We start from the raw sequence: 18,777 nt of genomic DNA, 5'->3' as shown, positions 1-18,777 counted from the left end.
TGACACTCCAGGCCCGCTGCGCCCGGCGGCCACCGCGTGATCAGCCGAACAGCTGGGAACCGAGCGGGCGTTGCCGGTCGAAGCCGGGGAGGATCAGGAATGTCGCGCTGGCGGTGGTGGTGGTGAATTGCAGGAGCGCGTCGGAGACATCCATGTGGCTGAGGGTGGCGGTGAAGGTCCGCAGATCGTTCTGGAAGCAGATGAAGAGCAGGCCGGGGCCGGGCTCGTCGGTGCTGTAGGAGCGGCGGAGCATGAGCCCGACCCCGACCGCGGTGGCGTGCGCCCTGCGCACGTGGGCGTCCGCGGGAACGAGATAGCGGCCGTCCGGTGTCTTGGCGCCGAGTTCCGGGCCGGAGGCGGCGGTACCGCCGGAGAGCGGGACGCCGCTGGCCCGGCGTCGCCCGAAGACCGCTTCCTGCTCGGCTACGGACAGGGCGGCGAACCTCGGCAGGTCGAGTTCCATGCGCCGCAGCACGGCAACGGTGCCGCCGGCGACCGCCGGGGGCCCGGCCAGCCACAGATCGCGTTCTTGTTCGGCGGCCGTGTGCGGGCCCACGATGCCGTCGACGAAGCCGAGCGGGTTGCGTGAAGCCGTGAGGCCGTCGCCGACGGACACGTTCGTACCGCGGCGTCCGGACTGCCGCCAGCGTTCGCGGATACGGTCGCCGGCCTGGTCCAGGAGCGCGGCGGCGACGACCGGTAACAGCAGCGCGTCGCTGGCGCAGATCTGTAGCAGCAGGTCACCGCCGCGTGCCGGTGAGGCGATCCGCTCACGGGAGAACCGCGGGAGGTCGGCCGCGCCGGGCAGCGAGGCACCGGCCGTGCGCACCAGCCGGGGGCCCACGCCGACGGTCACGGTGAGGTCGCCCGGCGGCAGGCCCAGCAGCCGCGGGTCGGTACCCGCGACGAGTGTGCGGATGGCCTGGCCGAGTTCTGCGAGCAAGGGGCCGGGAGCCACGGTGGCACCGAGGTCGGCCACCACGGCCAGCAAGTTGGGCTGGGCCGGCTGGGGAAGCGTGATGCCCGCCTGATGGCGGCCCATCGCCGCTACCGGCGTGGGCGTGGCCGCCGGGGTTGCGGCGTGCCGGTCCGACTGGGCGGCGTCCGCCGTGCACCCGGCCGTCAGACCGGCGGCCACCACCGCGCCGGTGACATCGAGGAACCTGCGGCGCGACGGATGGTGATCGGCTCGATGCATGGTGTGCAGCGTGCCACACCCCGCATCGCACCCGCCGGTCAACCTCGCGATTCTGGCGTGGACTTGGGCGTCATGCCAGACTGGGATCATGCCTCGATTAGCTCTTCGCGCGGTGGCGGCGGTACTGGGCACGCTGACGCTTGTGGTCAGCTGCGGCGGCGGCGATGACGGGTCGGGCAAAGGCCGGCGACCGGCCGGTGCGCAGGTGACGATCCGAGTACCCGCCGATGCCCCCACGATCTCGGACGGGGTGTCGTTGGCGCGGCCCGGGGACCTGGTACTGGTCGCGCCGGGCGTGTACCACGAGTCGGTGAAGATCGACACGGCACGCATCACTCTTCGCGGTGCGTCCCGGGACAAGGTCGTCATCGACGGGCGACTGCAGCAGCCGAACGGTGTCGTCGTCGCGGCGCCCGGGGTGGCCGTGCAGAACCTGACCGTGCGGAACAACACGCAGAACGGGGTCCTGGTCACCGGTTCGGCGAAAGCGGTCGCCGGGCTGCCGGGGCACTCCGGCGGCTACGACACCGGCGACGAGCCGGTCACCTTGCTGAAGTCTTTCCTGGTCTCCTACGTGACCGCGACCCGCAACGGCCTGTACGGCATCTACGCGTTCTCCGCGCAGAACGGTGTCATCGAGCATTCCTACGCCTCGGGCGGGGCGGACTCGGGAATCTACGTCGGACAGTGCAAGCCCTGTCACATCGTGGTGCGGGACAACATCGCCGAACTCAACGCGGTCGGTTTCGAAGGCACCAACGCCAGCGGAGACATGTACGTGGTCGGCAACCGCCTGGTCGGCAACCGGGTCGGCCTCACCACCGACTCCGACCACCAGGAGAAGCTGCTCCCCCAGCAGGGCGCCGTCATCGCGGGCAACCTGATCGCCGCCAACCAGCAGAAGGCCACCCCACAGCAGGCCGACGGCGGGTGGGGCATCGGAATCGGCATCGACGGCGGCAGCGACAACACGTTCGTGCGCAACCGCATCGCCGACAACAGCAACGCCGGGCTGGTGATCACCGCGACCGCCGACATTCCTCCGGTCGGCAACCAGATCGTGGACAACACGTTCACCGTCAACGGCGTGGACGTCGGCTGGACTTTCCCCACCGCCACGCGGGGACGGGGCAACTGCCTGCGCGGCAACGATCTGCGAAGCACGGTGCCCGCCCGGCTCGCGACCACCGCGCCCTGCCCGCAGCCGGCCGGGGCGTCCTCGCCGGCCGGCAGTTGGACGAGGACGACGGCACCCGGCGGCATCCCGTTCACCGAGGTCGCCGTGCCGGGTCCGCAGCCGCAGTTCCCCCACGCCACTGCTGCGGGCGCCACCACCGTCCCGGCCGTTCCGGCCCTACCGGACACGGCAGGCATCCCGCTGCCGTCGAAGTCCCTGCTCGCCGCGGACGCGCGGGTGCGGACGTCCTGAACAGGGGCTACCGCGCCGAGCGGACTCCGGGTACCGGCTTCACCGGAGCGTACTTCTGGGTGTCGAAATCGATGACCACCGGCTGCGACTCGGATGCCACGCTGACGCGGACCCGGTACATGGTGCCGTCCGAGCCGATCCAGTAGCGCACGCTGCCCGCAGTATCGGGGCGGTCACGGGAGGACGGCCCGGTCATGACGTCCACCCGGTGTCCGCCCACCTGGTCCCGCCCCCACCAGGCGGCGCCGTTCTGCGGCAGCAGTTGGGAGTTGTCCGGCCGGTCGCTGCCGAGCCTGAGCGCGATCGCCAGCGAACTGTCCAGCGCGCTGCCGGTCGACTGCAGCGGGCGTCGGTACCAGCCCGAGCGGGGCGGCGACGCGGGTGCGCGCGCCGGGGCGTTCGCCATCGGGTGGACGAACACCGAGGTGGCCGTCCACTCGATCAACCCGTCGCTGGAGGTGCCGCGGCCGGTTCCGTGCACCACCCCGTAACCGAGCTTGCCCCGGTAGTCGACGGACCCGGTGACGATCAGTCCGCCGGCGGTGCCGGGCACGGTGATCGTCACCGCGCGGCCGTGCGCCTCGTAGTTACGGAACCGTGCGATCGCCAGGCGGTTCGCCTCATCCGACGTCAGTGCGCGCGGGCCGCTGGGGCCGGAACCGCCGCCGGCGACCAGGAACACGGTCGCCGCGGCCACCGCGACGGTGGCTGTGCCGAGGGCCGCCACCCGGCGTGGCCGCAGCCATCGGCGCCGGTCGGCCGCACGACCCGGTACGGCTTGCCGGCTTCTCACGCTCCGCACGCGGCTCGACGCTGACACTCTGCTGATTCCCCCTCTCAACCACCGCACCGCTCGGCCGCCGTGCGGTCACGGCGGCACTCGGCAGTCCGGTGACGGACGACATCCAGGCCGGCCCTCGTGGGTCGGCCGAGACGTGATCTGCCCGACCGCGCCTTCCGGATCGCGGGCGGGCAGATCACTGTTGTTCGGTTCGTTCAGTGTTTCTGGGAGCGGCGCTTACGGCTCATGAACGCGAGGACCAGTCCCGCCCCCACCAGTAGACCGACGAGGGCGATCATCTGTGGCAGCCCGGACATTCCGGTGTGCGCCAGCGAACCCGTGCCCTCATCGGCCGGGGCCGGATGGTTGCCGGGCGGCGCGGGTGACGGCGGCGTGGAGGCCGGTGGCGAACTCGATGTCGAGGTCGGGGTCGGTGTAGGTGTCGGCGTCGGGGTAGGCGTTTCCTTCGGGATGTAGACCCCGGCGTCGATCGTGTGATCGACCCCGCCCGGCTTGGCCGGTGCCGTGACGGGCGCGTAGCCGTTGCACAACCGCCCGGTCGTCGGCGGGGTCACATTGGAGTCGTGCGCACGATTGGCACCGGCTCGCGGGAGCGTGAACCGCAGTTCGCTCGCCGGGGGTTGGCCGGGCACCTTGCTGGTGTCCGCGGTACACACGTCGAACTGCACCGTGTATTTCGCGCCCGGCGTGAGCCGGTACGCGGCGCCGACGCCACCGAAGTAGTACTCGCCGGCGGCATCGGTCTTGGTCGTGGCGACCTGTTTGCCGTCCGCGTCCAGCAGGTTGATCGTCGCCCCCGGCAGCAGCACGTGCCCCGGGTCCTGGATCCCGTTGTGGTCGCCGTCGAACCACACGACGTTGCCGATCTGGATCGGCGCGTTCGCCGCCGCGTACGCGATGTCACCGAGCCCACCGGCCTTGCCGAAGCCGCCTTGTTCCCGGCTGACGAACTGGAACCCGTTGGCGTTCGGGTTGTTGCCCGGACCCTCACCGGTCGCGATGTTGTGGTACCCGGTCCCTGAGGTCGCGACGTCGGCGACCGGGTCGAACTCCGTGCTGACGACCCACTGCTGCTGCGGGATGTACGCCACCGACCCCAGCGCGGTCTCCTGGTGCGCGTTGGCGTAGGTGTCGCCCGGGAAGTATTCGACGACGTCGGCGGGCTGGCCGCCGCTGTTGGCGGGGGTGGCGTGGTTGGGGCAACTCCCGGTGCCTTCCCACTGGTATTCACCGGTGGGGGTGGCGCAGACCATGGTGATGTCGCCACCGGACATGGCGTTTTCCGCCGTGTCGTTCCCCGGGCGGGGGTCCAGCCCTCCCCAGCTGAGCACGTCCATGAACCGGTCGCGGAAACCCAGGATCATCGAACCGTCGCGGGCGAAGGTGAGGGAGGCCAGCTCCGGCTGCGGATCGATGAAGACGTTGCCCGCCTTCCGGTCGTCCCACGTGTCCAGGCCGGTGTTCCACGGGTTCCAGTGGGTGGCCTTGTCGCCGGAACCGAAGACGCTGCCGCGCTTGTCGGTGAGCGCGTGGGTCAGCACCTTGGTGAACCGCTTGCCGTCGTAGGTGGAGACGACGGCTTTCAGGTCCGCGCGCTGCTGCGTGCTCTCCGCGCTGCACACGCCGCCCACGTACAGCGTGTTGTTGTGGACGGAGAGACCGAACGGCCGCCAGTCGCGGGGGCTCGCGCACCCCGGGTCCGGGATCGGCACGGTCGCCTCGGGCTCCGACGCGGTGGCCCCGGTCGCGTCGAAGCTCACCAGGCTGCGGGTCCGCAGGTTCACCGCGTACAGCGTGGAGCCGTCCTCCGACAGGGTCAGGCCACCGATGCTCTCCTTGCCCGGTGCGTCGGTGAACCCGGGATCCTTGATCATGTTGGCGGTGTCGTGCCGCGTCACCGCGGCGTCCGGCACCTGGGCGAACAGCTTCGGCGCACCCGAGCCGCTGACGGGCACCGTGTAGATCGCGCCCCCGCCCTGCGGCCCGTACGGGGCGTACCGGCGGGCGAACGCGCTCTGGAACAGCTGGGTCCGGTACTTGTCGTACGCCAACCCGAACGTCGTGCCCACCTGGGCCTGCGTGGCCAGCGTGTCCGGGCACGTGGCATTCGTGGGACAGGTGCCTCGGGTCTTCGTCCCGAACGCCACCAGTGCCCGGGTGTCGGTTCCGTTGGCGCCGTTGTGGACCGGCACGAAATACCGCGAGTCCGGCAGCGCGTAGTCGGCCGGATCCCACACCCCCGTCACCACCGAGGCGTTCTTTCCGTCCGACACGTCCACGAACGACGTGAAGCTGTCGAAGTGGTTCTCCACCGTCGACGCGGGCGCCGCCCGCAGATAGCCGCTGTACGGCGCCGGGACGCTGACGTCGACGCGGTATCGGCCGCCGCTCAGCACCGTCGACTGCGACACCACGACCTTTCCGGTGGCATCCGTGACACCGGTGACGTGGTGCCCGGCGGGGTCGGAGATCTCGACCTTCATGCCCCGCTGCGGCACGTCCATCGTCGTGTTGACTACGCCGGTGCCGAAGAAGTCCCGCAGCACCTCAACCGTCAGCGTGCCGTCGGCGGTCGAAGCGGCGGCCGGTCCAGCCGTCGCCGCCACGGTGCCGCCTGCCACTAACAGGACGGATAACCCTATGCGCGCCAGCGGCCCCGCAAGCTGGGGGGCCGACCGGCGCGAGTCTCTGCCGACTCGGTTCACGGCATCACACTCCACACTTCTCTTGTCTTGAAAACGAAGCGCCCGCTTCTCGCCGCAGGTCGACTTCGTGGCTCCCGGAGCGGCAGCCGGTCGCGGACCCCACGGAAAAGAAAAAGGGCCCACTGCTGTCGCGTGGACCGCCTCGTGATGATCTCTTGGCGATATTACCGACGAGTCGTAAGTGCCGCAGGCCAGGAAAAGCGAACGCGCGTTCAGAACCCCAGGCGATATCGCCCTGCATTGAGTGCATTTGCAGCTCAATCACGCTGTCCCCGCCCCCACCGCCGACCTCACCGGCCACCCTCGCGAGCAGCGCGCGATATTCTATGCGTTGAAGTCTCGCCGCCACCAGCGGAACCCTGACATCCATCAGGATCCGCGGATAATCCCCGAGTTCCCGGAGAATGGCGCTCGAAAGAATATGCGGCAGCGACGTGTCGCTCTCGACCGAGCGAGAGTTGATCGCAATTCAGATGCCGGTCGGCGCCAGGGGTGCGCAAGCTTCGATCATCGTGCCGGGGAACTTCCCCCGTACGGTCAACGGCGAGGGCGACAGGGCCGCTACCGAGGTGTGAGCCGCATCCGGAGTTCGCCCGGTCCGATGGACGCTCCCAGGACGGGGCGGGTCCGGTGATGGCCGGGCAGGTGCCTCAGGCGCCAGCGGGCGGTGGGCCCCAGTAGTCACGAAGTGCCATCAAGGTGGCCTGGGTTTCGTCCATAGCGTGCCGCGCGGTGTACTCGGCGATGATCGGTCCGGCCTCGCCACCCTTGGCGGGAATGGCAGCCGCGAGCGCGACCAGCCGGTGCCCCACAGGGCTGTCGGGACCGGCCAGGATCTGCCGGATCGCGTCCGTGGCGGCCAGTATCGCCATCGGCCCGCTCTCCTGGATGCTCTTGGTGACCTCGTCGCTGAGCAGCGCCTCCATGAACTCCGCGCAGAGACGGTCGCCGTCCGGCGAGCTGGGGATCCCCGGTGACTCGTACGGCCGGTAGTCGGTGGCGGTCACGACCCGTGCCCCGTCCAGAGCGGGGTGCCCGGGCGGTCCCATGGTCAGCCGTGCCGGCCTCTGCCGGCACGCGTGGTCGGCGAGGCCGTCAGCCAGCCGTGCGAGGCTGTCCGGCACCGGACCACGCCGCTGCCGGACCACGAGCGGGTCAGGGAACCGGTCCACCCTCGCCCGCGCCCCCTGTCGCATGCCCATGAACACCCTCCAGAGGTGTCGTGGCGCTGTCCACCGCTCGACGCGTCGTTCCGACCGCGGTCAGGGTTCATGGGCGAGGAGGGAGCGTGTGACGGCAGCTCCGCCGGTGCGGTTGTGCCGGATAGCGCGGCCGGGGTGAGGAAGATGGCGGGGGTGCTCCGCGCGGTACCCGGCGGTCTTGCAGCGGATGACCGCCGGGGCGCGTTCCAGGCCAGCTGTGGTGGTGCCGGTGGCAGTCACCTCCAGATAGTGGCCGTACCTCACTTCGGTGCGCAAGACGCCGATCACGGGCAGCGCAGCGTTGAACTGACGGCTGACCAGGTCGGCGGAGGCCGGCGCCAAGGAGCGGGTACAGCAGCGGGGACCGGAGCGTGAGCCGGCGCGGGAGTCGGCGAACGGTGCGTCGGTGGCGCACCCGGTGTGTGGTCCGACGGGGTGTGGCCGGACCCGCGCACCGCACGCGTAACCGATCAGTCAGGTCAGGATGATCGGGTTGGTGAGTGCGGCGACGGTCCCGTCGGGATGGCGGACCTCGATGCGGACGAACGCCGAGTCCTCCGCCGTCGTGTGCCACTGCACCACGCCTGTTCCGTCACCGGGAAGGGCGACGCGGTGCGCCTTCCCTCGTTCGGTGTGGAAGCTGACGGTCGCCGCCGGCACACCCCTTACTGCTGCGCGCACTTCGACTTGCGCACCATGGGTTGCGAGGCGTTCTCCCACTCCGGCGATGCGGCTCTCCACATGGGCCGTGAACGACACCTCCACGGCCGCCGACTCGGCGATCCAGCTCCGGCCCGAGCGGATTCCGGCCAGGATCGCCTCCGTACTCAGCTCCTCGGCGAAGACCACGGTGTGAGGGATGCCGATCTGTCCCTCCAAGTGCGTGTCGCTGTTGCCCATCGCCGGCCGCCACGCACCCGTCCGGAGGTCGGCTGCCAGGCTCCGCCCCCATTCGGCCAGGGCCGCCTCGTTGTCAGCATTCCAGGGCCGGTCCGACGTCCACAGCCCGTTCCACACCTCCACCACGTCAAAGCCCTGGAAGGAGTACATGAAGGCGCCCGATGGATAGGGCGCGTGCGGGTGCGCCGCCACGCACAGGCCCCCCACTCGATGGACCTGGTCCAGGCAGTGATCGATCAGCCCGTCTCTGACGCCATGGTCACCGTCGACGACCTGGCCGGGGCTGATGCCGAGCGCGAGCCAGTGCCCGGTCTTCGTGGTCACTTCCTCACCGAGAACGATCAAGAAGTCATCGGCAGCCAGATGCCCCCACGCACCGGGTTCCGCAGCAGATCCGTGCTCTGTCGTCGCGAGGAAGTCGAGCCCGGCGGCGCGGGCTCGGAGCGCCAACTCCTCGGGGGTGAGTTCTCCGCCGCGCGAGCGCACGGAGTGGACATGGCAATCACCGCGGTACCAGGCCGCCCCGCGTCCGACCGCCCGTACCGACGGGAAGCTCAAGCTCGACAAGGCTCTCCCCTCATAGACCTGTCGAGGCGCGTGACGGCGCCCGCGCCCGCGTGGTCGTCTCAGCCCACCGGTACATCCTTGCCGGTCAGCTGCGCCCGAATGCCGTTCTTCGTCACGGAGATGTTGCGCAACCGTATGTCGCCCGGCAGGTTGTCCGGCAGATGGGCGGAGAACTCCATCTGCTGCGCGACCTTCGGCTCCCGGAGCTTCTGCAGGCCCTGGATGAGCGAGGGATCGATGCCGGTGGGCTTGAGCAGCGAAGGATGGTCCACGAGGGTGTCCAGCACGCGGCCCTGCATCATCTGCTGCGGAAGGACGTGCTTCCCGGTCGCCTGTTGCAGCTCACCCTCGTCCATCTTGCCGGCGACGGGTGCAGTCAGCTGCAAGCCACCGCCCTTGCCCGGTACGTACGTGAGCAGGCCGGGCACCACCACGCGCGTGTCCTGCACGGTCATGCGCAGGCTGCGTTCCCCGGTCCGCTGCAACCGCGCACGCCCCCTGATTTGGGCCTGCTTGCCGCCCACCGGCAGGTCGCCGCGGGCCAGCACCGTGTTCTTCCCGGGGCCGGGCATCAAGTGAACCTGTGACGCGCCGACTTCGCGGTTCAGGTCCTTGAAGTCCAGCAGGATGTCACCGCGCACCCGGCTCAGCACCGCACCCTTGACCGAGGACGGCAGGCTGCCGACGATCCGGATGTCGTCGGCCGTCCCCTTCACCTGAGCGACGGAGACCGGCCCGGCGTCGACATCGGGGACGTCGACCTCGACGTGGTCGACGTTGCCCGTGAGCACCTGCCCGATGAACGGGAAGCTGTCGATATGCACCTCGGGCTCCGCGTGCAGCTTCAGCGCCTTGTGCACCTGCTGCGCCGCCAGGTTCTCCGCGTAGAGCACGGCCCACCGGTCACCCAGCGCAAGGAACGCAAGAACGACGGCCAGCGCGACGACCACCTTCACGGTCCGCCGCACGATCCGGCGCGACTTGCGCCCGGCCCGCGCGTGCTCCTGTTTGTCGCCGGTAATCGTGTTGTCAGTGGCAGTGGCGCTACCGGTGCCTGTACCGGGGTCGGCGCCGGCGGTGTTGCCCTGGGCCGACGGCCGGTCCGGGTCCTGGTTGTCCGTGGCCGGGCCGTGCTGGGCAGCACGGCTCGCCGGTACCCGCGCCGTGGAGTCTGCGGAAGGTTCGTTGGAGAGCATCGCCTCCATGCGAACACACCCCGGGCACTCGAACCAAGTTGCCGCCGGTATCTCGGTGCCGGGGACGAGGCCGCCGGCGGAACCGCGGCAACCACTTGCCGGGAGCGGAGGGTCGCCTCCCGATCCGGATAAGGCGAAGCGCCCGCGGTTCTCAGTGGTTGGCTCCGGAAGTCCTTCGGGGGCCGACTCGGGAGCTGGTCTGGTGCGTGGCGTCGCATCAGGCGTCTGGCTGGTGCGGGCGCCAACTCGCCTGCTGGAGTGACGCCAGGCCCCGGGAAAAGGGAAGCGAAACGGAATCGCGATGCGGGAGACTCACCGGATGACCTCAGACTTCCACGTGCGCCAAGCCTGCGCCGCTGATGCTCCCGTCCTGGCCCGACTGCGCTGGGCATTCAAGCAAGAGGACCACGAAGGAGATCTCTCCACTCCGGTCCGGTCCGTGAAACAGGCCGAGCAGTGGATCCGGGAGCGGCTCGACAGCGGACGCTGGTTGGCCTGGGTGGTTGAGAACGGGGAAGAGATCTGCGGTCACGTCTTCCTCCACCTCGTGGAAAGGGTGCCGGAGCCCTACGAAGACGCCACTCCCATCGGGTATGTGACGAACTTCTACGTGGTTCCTGAGTACCGCAATCGTGGGTTCGGTGGTGCCCTGCTCGCGGAGCTGAAGACGCGAGCTCAGAACACCGGCATGGACGTTCTCATCGTCTGGCCGTCCGACCGCAGCGTCCCCCTCTACCGACGGGCCGGGTTTGAGGCGTCGGCTGAGCTGCTGGAAGCCCGATGAGCTGAGGCGTGACCGACGACCTGGACTGTTGGTGACGAGGGGCCAGGAGTCGACACGGCTGGCTACGACCAGCCTTGATCCACTTCTCCCGATCGGTCTTCCTGCCTTGCCCGTTGCCGCTGCCCGCCCGATAGCCCCGACCTCCGCCGAGCGCTGACGCTTGAAGAAGATGGCCTACCGCCACAAGACCGATTCCCGGTGCGGATGCGCGCGCAGGTAGTTCTCCGTCGTGCAGCGCAACGACCACGTCGGCACCATCGCCTAACGGCGGGGCATCTCCCGCCTGGGCCGCTTCGCCGGTGACACCACCGTCCACCGGACCCTCGCGTCAGGCGTCCGAGCGGGGGGACGGGTCAGGTTCAGGTGAGGGGACGAGCGCCCCACGCGTCGTGAAGGGCCGGCTGCACGTCTTCCCCGAGGAGGACATGCGTCGTCCCTGCCGGCAGCGTGGGCAGCTCAGCCCAGTGCGTCACGGTTTCTGCGCTGGCGCGGCCGTGGGGCAACCGGACGATCCCGTCGGAGTCGACGAAGCAGTCCCGGTGCTCCGTCCCGTCCTCGCTCCGGTGCAGCGTCGTGAAGTACATCGGCCGCACCAGCCAGAATTCCTCACCCGACGCCGAGTCGGACGCCGTGGCGCGGTCAGCCGGGTACCGGCCCGTGATCGCTGCTGCCACCGGTAGTCCGCTGCGAGGCAGCCTCTCGCGTACGTCGACCCACGTCACCACGGTGTTCAGATCCGTCATCTCCACCCTCACTCAGGCACTCGACATGTCGTCTTCCGCCCCCTGCCGGTGGTCCGCACGGGCCCCGCCCCGCCCTCGGCACCCGGCAAGACCGCGCGGCCCTCGCGAAGGTTGCTCCACCGCGGTGCCGCCTACCACCAGCCGCGACGGGCGTCGATCCGCCACGAGGTCATCGGGAACGGCCGGGTGGCCTCAGCCGCAGCAGTCGCACCCCGGTCGACAGCCGCAGGCGTCGACTCCCCCAACCGGTGAGGCGGTGGCGCTTTCCGGTGCGGCCAGGGCGGCCGGTACGGCGCAGCAGTGGTCTCCGCGCCAGGCTTCGCGGCCTTCTTTCACCGCGACGGCGGCTATCACCAAGGCGGCGACCGGGTCGGCCCAGGACCAGCCCAGTGTCGCGTTGACGACGAGTCCGAGCAGCAGCACCGCCGAGAGATAGGTGCACAGCAGCGTCTGTTTGGAGTCGGCCACCGCGGAGGCCGAACCGAGTTCCTTACCGGCGCGGCGCTGGGCGGCCGACAGGAACGGCATGACCGCGAGGGACACCGCGGCGAGCACGACGCCCGGGAGCGAGCGGTCCGCTTCGCCCGCGCCGGCAAGCGTGCGCGCCGACTCGACGGTCACGTATGCGGCCAGCGCGAAGAAGGACACGGCGATGATGCGCAGGGTGGTCTTCTCCCGTGCTTCGCGTACGGCCGGCTCGGAGGCGGAGAACTGCCAGGCCACCGCGGCGGCGGAGGAGACCTCGACGACGGAGTCCAGGCCGAACCCGATGAGTGCGGTGGACGAGGCGACGGTTCCGGCGGTGAGGGCGACGGTGGCCTCGATGAGGTTGTACGAGATGGTGGCGGCGACCAGTAGCCGGATCCGGCGCGCCAGGACGGCCTGTCGGTCCGGGGACGGTGTCGCAGATGCGTGCGCGGCCATCAGCAACAGCCCTTCGTATCGGCGTCCGGACCCGTGCGGTCCGCCGCCACGGCGACGACCGCGGCGCGGAGGTCGTCCGGAGCGTGGCCGAGGCGGGGCTCGGCCACGCTCGCGGCGGGTGCGGCGTCCGACGGGGACGCCGACGTCGAGCCCGCAGTCGCGCGGGTGGGCGAGGTGGTTCGACAGCGGGGTACGGCTGGTGCCCGGCTCGTCGGCCGGGTCGGAGGGGTGGGCCGGCTTCGTCAGCCCTGACCGGTCTCCGCGTCGCAGCACTCGTCGGCGTGGTCGCCGTGCGTGGCATGGTCGTGGTTCTCGTGCCGGTCACAGGCGGCGGAGTGCGGCTCGCTGCGGCAGTCCTCGCCGTCGGTGTGGGCCTCGTGGGTTTGGTGGCAGTGCTGGTGTTGCGCCATGGGACAGTCCCTTCGACTCCGGTTGGTGGTCAAGTGGCTGCGGATGTAAGGGTGTTGAGGGCGGTGGTCGGGCTCGGGGCATCGCCGTGTCAGTCCGTCCTCGGCTCGTCGGTGGGCGTGACGTCCTGCCGGTGGACGCCGGCTGTGGGTGCGGGTTCGGCCGAGGAGCCGTTCAGCCCGGCTGGTTGGAGGACCTCGGTGGCCTTGCGCTCGATCGCGTCGAAGTGTCCGTCCAGCGCCGTCCAGAGACCCGCGCGGTGGTCCGATACGAGGCTGCGCAGCGCCTCCGCCTGCCGCTCCAGCTCGTTGCGGGCCCGGTGCAGGCTCTCCAGTTCGGCTTCCTTCGTATCGGCGTCCTGATGCACCACGGAGACCCGGTCGAGAGCCTCCTGCTCGATCTGCGCCGCCCGCGCGTGCGCCTCGCGCTCCACCGCTTCGGCCCGCGACTGCGCCTCCCTCACGATGCGCGTGGCCTCGGCGCTCGCCTGCGTGATGACTTCGCCGGCGGTGCGGTCGGCGAGCGTGAGGACCCGTTCGGCGTGGTCATTGCCCAGCTGGTTGCGTTGCGTCAGATCGGTTGCGGAGCACGCCTGCTGCCGCAGCGCCGCCATCTCCCGGAAGAGCCGGTCCAGGGTGGATTCCACCTCGTGCAGGAAGGTGTCGACCTCCGCCAGGTCGTACCCCTCGCGCAGACGCACCGTGGCGAATCGCTTGTGGTGCACGTCATCCGGGGTCAGCAGCGGTTTGGACAGTCCCGGGACGCCGGGGCGGAAGACGGCATCCACCGATGTCGGCGGCTCCTTGTTGTCGCAGCACTCGTCGCCCATGGGTATCTCTTTCTTCCGGTCGATGCGACGGCTAGTAAGCGATCATGAATGCGGCGCTCACGGTGAGCGCCGTGGCCGCGGTGACGATCTGCCAGCGTGGCAACTGGCCCGACGCGTGCTTCTTGGCCGCGAGCCGCAGGCCGACCCAGGCGATCCGGAGAATCACACCGGCGACCAGGGCGAGCGCCAGGGGCAGGGCGAGCGGCGGCAGCGGCCGGACCGCGGTGACGAGGACACCGACCGCGGGGCTCACACAGGCCACGGCCAGCCAGGGCGCCAGCCGTTGCCCGGTTTCCTGCAGCAGGGTGGCCAGCGCAAGACCGTCGCTGGCGGAGCCCACCACCAGCGCCACGACCACGGGCACGGACAGGTCCAGCACCACGGCCGAGCCCTCCACCACGCGGTGCACCGTGAGAGCGGTCGCCGCGCCCGTCCCCACGGACAGCATGCCGACCGCCCCTCGCGTTCCGCGGTGACGGCCGGGCGCGTGTGCGCCCACGACCTGGCGCGCCAGGCCCACTTCGCACCCGCAGCCGTCTCTGGTGAAGACCGTGACGACCGCGTAGCCCAGCGCCGACACGCCCGTCACCACCCAGACCGAGAGGCCCGCCGCCGGCGCCTCCCGCCAGGCATCGGGGAGGATTTTGACGACCGCGGTGGTCAGCAGCAGTCCGGAGGCAAGAAGCAGCAGCATCCCGGACTTTCCCGTACTCCGCCGGGCCGTCCAGGCCCCGGCCACTGTGGCGGTGACGATCAACGCCAGGCCGCTCCATACGCTTCCGCCGGGTACCTGGATTCCGTTCAGGACGTGCACGTGACCTACCTCCGGTGGACCGGGCCGTGCGGTTCGACGCAGTGGTCGACCGGGCCCGTGGCGACGAGGGCGGGGACGTGGTCGACCTGCAAAGTGGTGTGGCGGATGCCGTGCCCGCCGTGGAGCAGCTGCTCGGCGGCTTCGCGTACGGCGTGGCAGTCCGACTCCGGGGTGACGAGTATGTGGGCGGACAGCGCGGGCCGGCCGGAGGAGACCTCCCACACGTGCAGGTCGTGCACCTCGACCACCCCCTCCAGCGCGGCGGCCTTGGCACCGATCTCGTCCGGCCGGGCCTCGCGCGGAGCGGCCTCCATGAAGATCCGTCCGGCGTCGCGCACCAGCCCCCAGCCGGCCTTGGCCATCAGTGCCGCGACGGCCAGCGAGGCCACCGCGTCGGCCCGGTTCCAGCCGGTGACCAGGACGACGACTCCGGAGACCGCGGTCCCGATGAATGCGTAGAGGTCGTTGAGGAGGTGCTGGAAGGCTCCCTCGACGTTCAGACTGGTGCGGTCGGCCTTGGCGAGCAGCCATGTCGCCACCACATTGACCGCGATGCCGGCCAGTGCCGTCGTGACGACCCAACCCCCGTCGACCGCAAGGGGATTGATCAGGCGCCCCACCCCCTCGTAGAGGAAATACCCCGCGAGCAGGAGCAGCGTCAGACCGTTGACCTGAGCCGAGAGGACCTCGGCGCGCTGCAGTCCGTACGTGAACGCCCCGCCGGCCTTCCGGGCGGCCAGGCGCATGGCGATCAGCGCCAGCAGGATCGATGCGGCGTCGGTGAGCATGTGCCCGGCGTCGGAGATCAGCGCGAGCGATCCCGCGACGAGGCCGACCACCACCTCGACGGCCAGGAATCCGGTGATGAGGACGAGCGCCGCGGTCAGACAGCGGCGGTCGGCGTCGACGCTCACCCCGTGGCCGTGGCCGTGGCCGTGGCCGTGCCCGCGGTGCGGGTCGTGGGCGTGCGCCTCTTCGCCGTGCGGATCGCGATGACTCATGTTCTCGGCCCCCCTGCGAAGCTCGCGGAAACCGCGATGCGTGTTCATCCCTGTACGAAGTGTTGCCGGCGGGCCCTTCCGGGGTACACATCCCAGCGCATCCGGGACGAAGTGGGACGGCTCGGGGCCGAACGGCTGGGTGCTGGTGGAGACGGCCCGGGGATGAGGGACGGGGAGGGGACGGGAATGGCTCGTTGGCAGCCGCTTCCTGCATCGCTCGACAACGACACACGCCGATTGGTGGAACGGCTGCGCGCGCTCAAGGAGCAGACCGGGCTGAGCCTGGTGGACCTGGCCGCTCGGACCGCGTACAGCAAGTCGGCCTGGCACCGGTATTTGAACGGCGGCAAGTTCCCGCCGCGCCCGGCCGTCGAGGCGCTCGGCCGGATCGCGGGGGCGGACCCGGCCGGGCTCCTCGCGCTGTGGGGCATCGCGCAGCATGCCGGCACCGGCCTCAGCACCCCGACACCGCCCACTCCCAGGCCCCGGGGGCCCGCACGTCGTCGCCTGGACCTGGGCGCCGTCGTGCTCACCACGGTGTGCACCGTCCTCGCGGCCGTCGCCTTCCTCTCGGGTGCGGTGCTCTCCCCCACCGGTCCGGCAGATGACGCGTCGGACGCCGCCTCCTGCCGGGGCGAAAGCTGCCAGGGCCGCTACCCGCACCCTGCCAACTGCTCGCAGGACGCCCGGACGGAGAGCAGTGTGACGGTTGCCGCGTATGTGGTGCGGCTCCGGTTCAGCCCTTCCTGCTCCGCCGTCTGGTCCGAAGTGCACACCCACGCGGCCCGCGGCGTGCGGGAGGTGTCCATCAAGACGGGACCGGAGGAGGGGCTCACCTCGTACCCGAAGGGGCGGGCGGACGGGAGCACCAGCCCGATGCTGGCCGCCTCGGACCCGCGGACGGCGGAGGCGTGCGCGGTCGTGAGGGACAAGCTGGCCTGCGCCAGCAGGGAAGCACCTGAAATCGTGCCCGCACAAGGCGACTGACGTCCCGCGCCCGCACCGCTCGCCACCCGCCGATCCATTGGTCCGCCGCGGTGTCCCCTCTCCCTCCCCGCGCTTCGCGCAGCGGCTACCCCTTGACCGGGTCGGCGCCCGGCCGGCTGACGATCCGGTCGCCGACCTCGATCGATTTCCAGAGCCGGCGGCTGATCCGGACCTTCAGGGATGCACCGTCGGCAAGGCGGACCTCGACGAAGTGGTACATGTTCGAGCCGTCGAGCATGCCCCGCGACCTCTTGGTGACGACGCCTTCCCAGGCATCCTCTCGTCCGTTTTTGTGAGATTTGAACATGTTGTGGAGTCTACGAGGATCGGCAGCCGACTCTGCAGAGCCGTGAGTCGCGATTCCGGCGATGACATATGTCCTGCCAGGGCGCCGGAGCATCGTGCGATCCAAGATCGGGCGTGTGCTGCGGCGTTCACCGCGCCGGCGTCGCGGCGACGAGGACCACCTGGCTGTCCCGGCCGTGTTCGAACAGCCGCACCTGAAGCCCGCAGCGCTTCAGCTGCTCGGCCACCGCCGCACCGTCGTGGTAGAGGTAGCGCCAGACGAGTACGGTGTCGCCCGGCTCGAACGACACTGTCCGCTGTTCCGGTCCGACATCAAAGGTCACGGCGACCGGCTCCAGGAACCGTGCCCGGACGAACACTTCGCTGCGGCTGCGGTCGAACCCGGTTTCGGTGACGTACCAGGAGCGGTCGATGGCGAGCAGATCCAGGCCCGCCAGCTGCTGCGGCTTGTGCGGCCCTCCCACGCTGACCTGATCCATGAACGGGGGCCGGTCGACGCCGGTGTCGATGCGCAGCGTCAGCAGCAGTACGTCGCGGTCGTCCATGGCGCGGCGTACGTGACGCAGGACCTGGGCCGGATCGGGGAAGTTGTACAGCGTGCCGCCGGCCAGGATGACGAAGCGGACCGGATCGGCACCGCCGTGGGCGGGCGTGTCATCGGCGGCGAGGGCCCGGGCGAGATCGGGGCCGGTGAAGTCACCGCGGCACAGCTCGAAGCCCGCCGCGTGATCCGGGAAGTCGGTTCGCAGGTTCTCCCCGGCCAGTTCGAGGAGTTCCGCGCTGATGTCGATGGCTCGATAGCCGGCCAGCCGGGCGCCGTCCAGCAGGTGGCGGATCAGGCCCCGGACGGGACGCGTGGTGCCCGGCCCGAGATCGACGATCTGCACCGGCGTGGATAACGGGGCCAGGGCCAGGAGCTGTTCGGCGTGACGCGTGAGGAGGGTATCGAGGTCCGCCAGCATCGACGCATGCGCGGGGTTTGACGGCGCTTCGCCGTCTCGCCACATCTCGCTCCCGTCACCGAGGTAGGTCATCTCGTACGGGAACTCGGCTCGTCGACTGAGCGCATCGACGATGGCACCTACCTGCGCTGTCGAGTAGAGGCGGGAGAAGCTTCCACTCGGCGTCACCGCGTGCTGTTGTATGGCCGTCATGGCGGCGAGTACATCGTCAGCCACACACGTCCGTCCAGTCGCAGGGTACGGTCCTCGCCTCGGGGCAGGACGGCCGTCGGCGGCCACCACACCGTCCGGAACGCCGTGCCACGGCCGACCCGCCGCCGAACTCCCGGTCTCGTATTGGCGTGATCCATACGGCAGCCACGACGGTCAACGGCGCCTCACCACCGGACAATTGGCCCCATGGTCTTCTCAGCTCCCGTACGCCTGTGGCTGCTCCCCAATGCCGCGCTGCTCGTCGCCCTGACCCTCTGGGGCATCGTCCGCTATCCGCACCTGCCGAGCCGGATACCGCAGCACCTCGGCACCGACGGGGTGGACGCCTGGACGGAACGGTCGATCGGCAGCGCGTTTGTGCTGGTCTTCGTGTACGTGGGAGTGACGGTGCTGCTGACCGTCGCCGCGGAGCTGACCCTGCGGGTCACCCCGCAGGCCGAACTCCCGGAAGAGGCGGCCCCGTTCGGCAACGCGCTGGTGAGATCGTCCCTCAACCGGCCCCGCACCCGCGCCTCGGCGCTGCGCACCGCCCGGGCCCTGCTGGTGCTCAATGCCTGCACGGGTGTCTCGCTGCTGATCAGCTGCGGAGTGCTGTGGCGCTCCACCGCCGATCCGGCGGTGCCCGGCTGGATGTTCCCCGCGATGCTCCTCCCCCTCCTCGCCGGGACCGCCGGGACGGTGACGGCCGCGGTACGGGACCGGCGAACGCCCGTGAAGTGAGCCCGGCCAGCAGGAAGGCGACGGGTGGGGTCCGGCAGTGCCGGCGCCGGTCAGGTGATCGGCGATTGGCCCTCCCTCAACCGGCCC

At 70.3% G+C, this 18,777-nt stretch carries 18 protein-coding genes and 1 pseudogene; 4 read left to right on the top strand and 15 right to left on the bottom strand.

Features of this window, described 5'->3' with window-relative positions; translation table 11 throughout:
• Nucleotides 1-40: 40 nt before the first annotated feature.
• On the bottom strand, nucleotides 41-1,198 hold the full coding sequence (locus tag SL103_RS17035) for a Dyp-type peroxidase (RefSeq protein WP_069569867.1): 1,158 nt from the start codon (nucleotides 1,196-1,198) through the stop codon (nucleotides 41-43).
• Nucleotides 1,199-1,286: 88 nt separating this feature from the next.
• Here SL103_RS17035 and SL103_RS17030 point away from each other — a divergent pair, with 88 nt between their 5' ends.
• The gene (locus SL103_RS17030) at nucleotides 1,287-2,627 is read left to right on the top strand and encodes a NosD domain-containing protein (protein ID WP_069569866.1); all 1,341 of its coding nucleotides are present in this window, start codon (nucleotides 1,287-1,289) and stop codon (nucleotides 2,625-2,627) included.
• Nucleotides 2,628-2,634: 7 nt separating this feature from the next.
• Here SL103_RS17030 and SL103_RS17025 read toward each other — a convergent pair whose 3' ends face one another.
• From SL103_RS17025 to SL103_RS17000, 5 genes are all read right to left on the bottom strand, one after another.
• Entirely contained in the window at nucleotides 2,635-3,324 is a 690-nt protein-coding gene (locus tag SL103_RS17025) for a hypothetical protein (protein ID WP_069573827.1), read from the bottom strand.
• Nucleotides 3,325-3,623: 299 nt separating this feature from the next.
• Nucleotides 3,624-6,035, bottom strand: coding sequence for an SdrD B-like domain-containing protein (locus tag SL103_RS17020; protein ID WP_069573826.1), 2,412 nt, complete (start codon nucleotides 6,033-6,035; stop codon nucleotides 3,624-3,626).
• Between the two features lie 749 nt (nucleotides 6,036-6,784).
• Entirely contained in the window at nucleotides 6,785-7,141 is a 357-nt protein-coding gene (locus SL103_RS37870; protein ID WP_164492824.1) for a hypothetical protein, read from the bottom strand.
• 669 nt (nucleotides 7,142-7,810) lie between these two features.
• Nucleotides 7,811-8,794 carry a CehA/McbA family metallohydrolase gene (locus tag SL103_RS17005; protein WP_079146254.1) on the bottom strand — a complete coding sequence of 328 codons (984 nt, stop codon included), beginning with the start codon at nucleotides 8,792-8,794 and terminating at the stop codon, nucleotides 7,811-7,813.
• A 68-nt stretch (nucleotides 8,795-8,862) separates the two neighbouring features.
• A complete protein-coding gene (locus tag SL103_RS17000) occupies nucleotides 8,863-10,008 on the bottom strand; it encodes an LmeA family phospholipid-binding protein (protein WP_244303930.1) in 1,146 nt (381 codons plus the stop codon).
• A gap of 310 nt (nucleotides 10,009-10,318) precedes the next feature.
• On the opposite strand from SL103_RS17000, the gene SL103_RS16995 reads away from it, so the two are divergent.
• A complete protein-coding gene (locus SL103_RS16995; protein WP_069573822.1) occupies nucleotides 10,319-10,783 on the top strand; it encodes a GNAT family N-acetyltransferase in 465 nt (154 codons plus the stop codon).
• A 359-nt stretch (nucleotides 10,784-11,142) separates the two neighbouring features.
• Here SL103_RS16995 and SL103_RS16990 read toward each other — a convergent pair whose 3' ends face one another.
• From SL103_RS16990 to SL103_RS16970, 7 genes and pseudogenes are all read right to left on the bottom strand, one after another.
• A complete protein-coding gene (locus tag SL103_RS16990; protein WP_069573821.1) occupies nucleotides 11,143-11,526 on the bottom strand; it encodes an AQJ64_40280 family protein in 384 nt (127 codons plus the stop codon).
• Between the two features lie 192 nt (nucleotides 11,527-11,718).
• Entirely contained in the window at nucleotides 11,719-12,450 is a 732-nt protein-coding gene (locus SL103_RS16985; protein ID WP_069573819.1) for a cation transporter, read from the bottom strand.
• Nucleotides 12,450-12,687: pseudogene (locus tag SL103_RS38710) on the bottom strand (transcriptional regulator); the annotation flags it as partial. The pseudogene SL103_RS38710 and the gene SL103_RS16985, both read right to left, overlap by 1 nt.
• A 5-nt stretch (nucleotides 12,688-12,692) precedes the next feature.
• Complete coding sequence (locus tag SL103_RS36865; RefSeq protein ID WP_099055427.1) at nucleotides 12,693-12,860, bottom strand: zinc transporter permease; 168 nt, start codon at nucleotides 12,858-12,860, stop codon at nucleotides 12,693-12,695.
• Nucleotides 12,861-12,949: 89 nt separating this feature from the next.
• A complete protein-coding gene (locus SL103_RS16980) occupies nucleotides 12,950-13,687 on the bottom strand; it encodes a DivIVA domain-containing protein (RefSeq protein WP_069569863.1) in 738 nt (245 codons plus the stop codon).
• Nucleotides 13,688-13,718: 31 nt separating this feature from the next.
• Nucleotides 13,719-14,381, bottom strand: a complete 663-nt coding sequence (locus SL103_RS37865) for a hypothetical protein (RefSeq protein WP_069569862.1) — start codon at nucleotides 14,379-14,381, stop codon at nucleotides 13,719-13,721.
• Nucleotides 14,382-14,506: 125 nt separating this feature from the next.
• Complete coding sequence (locus SL103_RS16970) at nucleotides 14,507-15,502, bottom strand: cation diffusion facilitator family transporter (RefSeq protein ID WP_069573818.1); 996 nt, start codon at nucleotides 15,500-15,502, stop codon at nucleotides 14,507-14,509.
• 186 nt (nucleotides 15,503-15,688) lie between these two features.
• Between SL103_RS16970 and SL103_RS16965 the strand changes: the two genes are divergently transcribed.
• Complete coding sequence (locus SL103_RS16965; protein WP_164492823.1) at nucleotides 15,689-16,489, top strand: helix-turn-helix domain-containing protein; 801 nt, start codon at nucleotides 15,689-15,691, stop codon at nucleotides 16,487-16,489.
• Nucleotides 16,490-16,574: 85 nt separating this feature from the next.
• Here the strand turns inward: SL103_RS16965 and SL103_RS37860 are convergent, their stop codons facing one another.
• Both SL103_RS37860 and SL103_RS16955 read right to left on the bottom strand, forming a co-directional pair.
• Nucleotides 16,575-16,796: a DUF7489 domain-containing protein gene (locus tag SL103_RS37860; protein ID WP_069569860.1), complete on the bottom strand. Its 222-nt coding sequence runs from the start codon at nucleotides 16,794-16,796 to the stop codon at nucleotides 16,575-16,577.
• Between the two features lie 127 nt (nucleotides 16,797-16,923).
• The gene (locus tag SL103_RS16955) at nucleotides 16,924-17,949 is read right to left on the bottom strand and encodes an L-histidine N(alpha)-methyltransferase (protein ID WP_164492822.1); all 1,026 of its coding nucleotides are present in this window, start codon (nucleotides 17,947-17,949) and stop codon (nucleotides 16,924-16,926) included.
• 207 nt (nucleotides 17,950-18,156) lie between these two features.
• On the opposite strand from SL103_RS16955, the gene SL103_RS16950 reads away from it, so the two are divergent.
• Complete coding sequence (locus tag SL103_RS16950) at nucleotides 18,157-18,690, top strand: DUF1648 domain-containing protein (protein WP_069569859.1); 534 nt, start codon at nucleotides 18,157-18,159, stop codon at nucleotides 18,688-18,690.
• The last annotated feature ends 87 nt before the right edge of the window (nucleotides 18,691-18,777 follow it).

The organism is Streptomyces lydicus, assembly GCF_001729485.1.
Classification (GTDB): domain Bacteria; phylum Actinomycetota; class Actinomycetes; order Streptomycetales; family Streptomycetaceae; genus Streptomyces; species Streptomyces lydicus_D.
This window is presented reverse-complemented; position numbering and strand designations above follow the sequence as displayed.

Excerpts from the sequence above, each read along its gene's own strand:
- SL103_RS17035 (WP_069569867.1), bottom strand. The coding sequence starts at position 1,198 with ATGCATCGAGCCGATCACCATCCGTCGCGCCGCAGGTTCCTCGATGTC.
- SL103_RS17030 (WP_069569866.1), top strand. The coding sequence starts at position 1,287 with ATGCCTCGATTAGCTCTTCGCGCGGTGGCGGCGGTACTGGGCACGCTG.
- SL103_RS17000 (WP_244303930.1), bottom strand. The coding sequence starts at position 10,008 with ATGGAGGCGATGCTCTCCAACGAACCTTCCGCAGACTCCACGGCGCGG.
- SL103_RS16995 (WP_069573822.1), top strand. The coding sequence starts at position 10,319 with ATGACCTCAGACTTCCACGTGCGCCAAGCCTGCGCCGCTGATGCTCCC.
- SL103_RS16990 (WP_069573821.1), bottom strand. The coding sequence starts at position 11,526 with ATGACGGATCTGAACACCGTGGTGACGTGGGTCGACGTACGCGAGAGG.
- SL103_RS16985 (WP_069573819.1), bottom strand. The coding sequence starts at position 12,450 with ATGGCCGCGCACGCATCTGCGACACCGTCCCCGGACCGACAGGCCGTC.
- SL103_RS36865 (WP_099055427.1), bottom strand. The coding sequence starts at position 12,860 with ATGGCGCAACACCAGCACTGCCACCAAACCCACGAGGCCCACACCGAC.
- SL103_RS16980 (WP_069569863.1), bottom strand. The coding sequence starts at position 13,687 with ATGGGCGACGAGTGCTGCGACAACAAGGAGCCGCCGACATCGGTGGAT.
- SL103_RS37865 (WP_069569862.1), bottom strand. The coding sequence starts at position 14,381 with ATGCTGCTGCTTCTTGCCTCCGGACTGCTGCTGACCACCGCGGTCGTC.
- SL103_RS16970 (WP_069573818.1), bottom strand. The coding sequence starts at position 15,502 with ATGAGTCATCGCGATCCGCACGGCGAAGAGGCGCACGCCCACGACCCG.
- SL103_RS16965 (WP_164492823.1), top strand. The coding sequence starts at position 15,689 with ATGGCTCGTTGGCAGCCGCTTCCTGCATCGCTCGACAACGACACACGC.
- SL103_RS37860 (WP_069569860.1), bottom strand. The coding sequence starts at position 16,796 with ATGTTCAAATCTCACAAAAACGGACGAGAGGATGCCTGGGAAGGCGTC.
- SL103_RS16955 (WP_164492822.1), bottom strand. The coding sequence starts at position 17,949 with ATGACGGCCATACAACAGCACGCGGTGACGCCGAGTGGAAGCTTCTCC.
- SL103_RS16950 (WP_069569859.1), top strand. The coding sequence starts at position 18,157 with ATGGTCTTCTCAGCTCCCGTACGCCTGTGGCTGCTCCCCAATGCCGCG.